Source organism: Candidatus Symbiothrix dinenymphae, assembly GCF_001431085.1.
This window is the reverse complement of sequence record NZ_BBRU01000445.1, coordinates 1-5,271: the sequence shown is the minus strand read 5'-3', so window position 1 is coordinate 5,271 and position 5,271 is coordinate 1. Positions and strand designations below refer to the sequence as shown.

Below are 5,271 nucleotides of genomic sequence, written 5' to 3'. Positions count from 1 at the left end.
CATTTGGCTCATTTATAGAGCCATCTCCACTCGCCAAAATTTTAAATATATTCATGATTTTTTTTATTGTTCGGCAAAGGTACAACTTTTTTTTCAATGCACAAATTCCAATTCTTCGACCGGCACCTCAACCGGTTCCTCATCCCCCCAATCTGCATCATCATCATAAATCAGACGGAAGGTTTTGTCTTTCAACTGATTGTCAACGGCAAAGCGGAGCGATGTTCCCGCCTTGTCAAAAGAGCAAAGACTTATCTGTCCATTTTTACCCGCTATTGCCGCCTTATCGTCCCTCGGGATACATTTTTCTTTTTCACCGTGCATCACATTGACGAAAAAATCAAACTGCGAAAAAGTCCAATCGTTAGCCGCAAGTATTTCCGGCGAATAGGCAAACGATACAAAAAAATCATCAATCGCATCGGCTATTGCGTGCGACCAATCTTCCCACCGCTCAAAACGGTATTCTTTTTCTTTTTCCATTTTATTCTAAATTTTAAATTTTTGACAAAAATACAACATTATTTTCAATGCACAAACTCCAATTTCTCGACCGGCACCTCAACCGGTTCTTATCCCCATCGCCAGGTTGCTGCGTTCTACCTGCTCTTGCAGCCTTTTCAAAATATTCTATCTCTAATGTTTGTTCATTTACAGGCAGCAAAATATCGTTTTCACACGCATATTCATACAAAGCATCTGCAATTGCATCAACTCTGTGTTGAGGGATAAATTGCTCGGTTGCTTCCAATTTTCTGTAAATAAAGTTTTTTGTATCTCCATCTCCCATTATTCCGTCAGGATATAAACTGTCATGATATTCCGCGAAAAATTTTTCAATAATCAAAAATTCTTCATCACTGAAAGGTGTTTTAACATGACTTTTGACATACTTAAATGCCTGTTTGTCTTTAGGATGTACTCCTTCATTACCGCCAAAAAAGTCATGGAAAAATTCATCCGCAAGGTCACCGGACTCTCTATCCTCCCATAGCTCAATAAACTTTTGAAGAGTAAAATCTATCAAACCGGAGGTTGCTTCAATGGTATTAAGCATTGGTGATTTTATCTCATGGTTTGTTTCATCCATGAAAGAGTATGTTGCAAAATGAAACTGAAATTTTTCACCACTTTTTTTATTGATAATTATACACAGATTTCCCTGAGAATTGTAATGATTAAACAGATTACAACTCTCTGTTGCCGCCGTACACCACCGTGTACCCCTTCCATACAGGCAACTCGCCGCCTCCGTCAATGGGTGAACAACCACAAATGTATCGTCCTCGTACATTTTTTCGGCTTCCGTTTCTTTGATATGGCGAACTTTTTGCCGATTAGATATCAACTCGTTCTTTTGCATCTTCGCTTGCTTTTAATGATGGTGCAAAGATACAACCGCACTTCCGTCAAAAGCTGTCGGAAGCAAAAATAATTTAGCCAAAAAACAAATCACAGTTCTAACAACTCATATTTGTTTTTGCCGATGAATACGATGACTGCGGCTTTCAGGTCGGGGTGGTCGGCGAAACGGTGCGATTGGCGGTATTTCGCTATTTGTGCTTGTCCCTCTTGCTTTTGTTTGGCTATTTCGGAGGCTTTGGCTCCGGCTTTGCAGTATTTGAGTTCAAACAGCCATTCATATTTCACTTGTGGCACCAAAGGGTTGCGTTGCAGGTAGATGTCGGCGCGACCCGGTACGGCTTCGTATTCGCTCATCGGAATGTATAATCGGCTCATAAACAGGTAGGCAAGCAAAAATGCTTTTATATATTTTTCATCGAAGTTTTGCAAATCATGGTCGGACAGTTTGCTGAAAGCGTTTTCCGAAACATAGCCGATAAACCGCCCCAGATTGCCCTCCATCGCCAATGCGATAATGGCTTCGTCCAGCGGTCGTGATTGTACTACCATGTCGGGAGAATTTTCGTTAGCCATCAGCAGGATGTATTCCCAATATAATGTTCGGATGGAATAATTTGGAATTTCCAACCTCAGTTTGCCCATTGCCGGTTCTTTGATTGTCAGCAGTCCCATATAAAACAGCAGGGAGATAAAATAGCGGTCGTCATTAATCCGGTCGATGGAGAACTTTTGCAAAACTTCCGCAACAATTCCGTTGTCTTTAATTATCTGAATCAGCGTTTCGCGATTTCTGTCGGTCTGGATTAATCGTTTCAGTCGTCCGTAATCTGTTTTCAAGTTCTCGTCAATAATGGCTTTAGGCGGTTTTTGTCGTTGCAATATCTGGTAAAAAAAATAAAGCACCATAGCCGGATTATATACTCTGCTCTTCCCCTCCTCACAAAACAGATAGCCATCATAATAAGTTGGCATATCAACGGCAATAAAATCCGCATTAACTCCTGTTTCGTGCATCAGCCAATCTACTTCTTCCTGTGTGAAGCCCATCATTTCGTTGTACTCAGGCTCAAGCGTGAAGTTTATTGAGATATTATACCCGCTGGTGAGGTCGTCAAGCATCACCGGCGAGATGCCGGTGATAAAAGTGCGGCTGGCAACAAATTTTGTGGAGGCTTTTATCCTTTCGTAGAAATCGCGAACCAAGCCGTTGGCAGCTATCATCGTTTTGTACAAGTCTTTACCTAAAAGGCTACCCATTGCTATTAGGTCGTTGGCAAAATGGTCGTATTCGTCAATGATGAAATAGACTTTCACATTATCCGTTTTTGCCGCCTGAAATACCAAATCCATTGCCATGATACCAAAATCGGATTTGTCGAGTAATTCAATGTAGTGTGCTGCTTCCGAAAAAACATCTTGGTAGGTGCGAAAAAAAGCACGAACGGTGTAGTGCACTTTATTCGAAAAAGATTTTACAAACCCTTCTTCGCTCGAAGTATCCATGCCCGAAAAATCGAATTGCAAGATGGCATACGCATTTCTTTCCGGCGTGGGGTGCTTGCCTATATACAGGTCGCCAAACAACATATCGAAATTCTTCGCTTCGTTGAGGTCGTAATAATACGCCAATATCGTAAAAAACAAACTCTTGCCGAACTTGCGCGGGCGAATGAAAAACTGATTGGGGTTGGATTCTTTTTCCAACATCTCTATGTACATGGTTTTATCCACATAGGCATAGTTGTCTGTCCGCATGCTTTTGAAATTGGAAATGCCGTAAGGCAACCTTTTGTACGTCTTTGCTTCCATTTTTATGAATTTAGACCACAAAGGTAGGCAAATTATTTGTTAATATAGATGGTAAAAAAATTTGAAAAAACAAGTTGAACACCATATTATTTTGTACCTTTGCACCGCAAAAAATAAGCAATGAAGCACATAAAAACAAAAACACTGATAATCAGCCTATTGGTAACCGGTAACTGGTCACTGGTAACTGGTAACTGGTCACTGCTAACTGCCCAAGAAATCGTGTCGCCACTCGACATCCCGCTGCTCCTAAGCGGCAACTTCGGCGAATTGCGCAATAATCATTTTCATGCGGGCACTGACTTCAAGACCCGGGGTGGCATCGGCGAGCCTGTCAAAGCGGTGCAGGATGGGTATGTGTCGCGCATTGGCGTGAGTCCATACGGCTATGGCAACGTGCTCTATTTGGCGCATCCGGATGGCACTGCTTCTGTTTATGGGCATTTGGACAAGTTTGTGCCGCGCATTGAGGCTCTTGTGCGCGACAGTCAGTATCGGCGTGAGAGTTTTGCGGTCAATCTGCTGCTGTCGCCGCACGATTTGCCCGTCACAAAAGGCGAACGCATCGCTTTGAGCGGCAATACGGGCGGTTCGGGAGGTCCGCATCTGCATTTTGAACTGCGCGATAGCAGCACAGAAGTAACATTCGACCCCCTACCCTACCTCAAAAAATATATTTCAGATACACGTGCGCCCGAAATTTCGGGTATTCGCCTGTTTCCGCAGCGGGGGAAAGGCATCGCTAACGGCAGCACGCGCCCTCTGACCGTTTCGTTGATTAAAAATAAAGCGGGGCAACAGAGCGTGGGGGCTATCACGGCGTGGGGTGTGATTGGCGTGGGGGTCAAGGCGTACGACTACATGAATCTTACGCACAACATCTACGGCGTGAAAGATATTACACTGAGGGTGGATGGCAAAGAGGCGTATCATGCGGTGATGGACAGGTTTTCGTTTGCCAATTCGCGTGCGCTCAACAGTTATGTGGATTGGGCGGAGTGGATAGACCACAAACATTTTTTTATGAAATCGTATGTTGAACCGGGTAATTTGCTGGGTGTCAATCGTTTATCGACGGATGGACTTCTCGACATCAACGAAGAAAAAACCTACCGCTTGGAATACATCCTGAAAGATGCATACGGCAACACCACGCACCTGAACTTCACCATCGAGGGCAAGCAAACGGCTATTCCCGCCGCCAACACTTCCGGCAAGTTTTTTGCCCACAACATCGCCAATGTATATAAAGGAAACGGCATTTCGCTGCTGATTCCGCACGGAAATTTGTACACCGACATTTATTTTGAGGTGGACACATCAACCGGCTTGTCATCCTACTTTTCACCCGTTTACACGCTCCGCGAACGGGTGCCGCTACACGACTATTCTCCTCTGACTCTGACAATTACAGACGACGTCTATCCCGACAAATCGAAATATGGTGTGGTGCAAATCTCTCCCAAAGGCGCAAAAAGTTGGCTGGGAGGCAGTTACAATTTTGGCGGCACCATCACGACAAAAATCCGCGAATTAGGCGCGTTTGCCGTGATGCTCGATACCGTTCCGCCCATCATCCAATTATTGGAACAAAAGACAAAAAAAGGCACCCGCCGCGACCATATTGCATTCAAAATCACGGACGATTTGAGCGGTATTAAGTCATACAGGGGTACTGTGGATGAGCATTGGGTGCTTTTTGAATACGATGCCAAGCGAAATTATCTCTATTACAAACACGATGCAACGCGCTTGGGTAAGCAGCTTGACACTCGTGCCACAAAAGAAATCGTCCGCCCCCAACTGAAATTAGTTGTGACGGACGATGCCGGAAATGAATCGCAATTTACTTGCGAATACCCAATTCTTTGATAATCTTGCGGTAACGTTCAATGTCGCGTTCTTTCAGGTAGTCCAAAAGGCGACGACGTTTACCAACCAGCATCTTCAAAGAGCGACTTGTGCTATAATCTTTCTTATTTAACTTGAGATGCTCAGTTAAATGCGAAATACGGTAGGAAAACAAGGCTATCTGACCCTCTGAGGAGCCGGTATCCGTGTTAGACTTTCCGTACTTGGCGAAGATTTCTTGCTTCT

General features: G+C 44.0%; 5 protein-coding genes. 1 reads left to right on the top strand and 4 read right to left on the bottom strand.

Annotation, left to right across the window (positions count from 1 at the left end; all coding sequences use genetic code 11):
- Positions 1 to 93: 93 nt before the first annotated feature.
- The 3 genes from ASC50_RS04965 to ASC50_RS04955 all read right to left on the bottom strand — a co-directional run bounded on the left by ASC50_RS04965 (position 94) and on the right by ASC50_RS04955 (position 3,174).
- On the bottom strand, positions 94 to 483 hold the full coding sequence (locus tag ASC50_RS04965) for a hypothetical protein (protein ID WP_055431322.1): 390 nt from the start codon (positions 481 to 483) through the stop codon (positions 94 to 96).
- A 13-nt stretch (positions 484 to 496) separates the two neighbouring features.
- Positions 497 to 1,294, bottom strand: coding sequence for a hypothetical protein (locus ASC50_RS04960; RefSeq protein ID WP_158648463.1), 798 nt, complete (start codon positions 1,292 to 1,294; stop codon positions 497 to 499).
- A 158-nt stretch (positions 1,295 to 1,452) separates the two neighbouring features.
- Complete coding sequence (locus ASC50_RS04955; RefSeq protein WP_055431324.1) at positions 1,453 to 3,174, bottom strand: AAA family ATPase; 1,722 nt, start codon at positions 3,172 to 3,174, stop codon at positions 1,453 to 1,455.
- Between the two features lie 120 nt (positions 3,175 to 3,294).
- On the opposite strand from ASC50_RS04955, the gene ASC50_RS04950 reads away from it, so the two are divergent.
- Entirely contained in the window at positions 3,295 to 5,046 is a 1,752-nt protein-coding gene (locus tag ASC50_RS04950; protein WP_055431325.1) for a M23 family metallopeptidase, read from the top strand.
- Here ASC50_RS04950 and rpsO read toward each other — a convergent pair.
- The coding region (rpsO, locus tag ASC50_RS04945) for a 30S ribosomal protein S15 (protein ID WP_056928774.1) at positions 5,021 to 5,271 on the bottom strand (251 nt) is incomplete at its 5' end. The genes ASC50_RS04950 and rpsO overlap by 26 nt on opposite strands.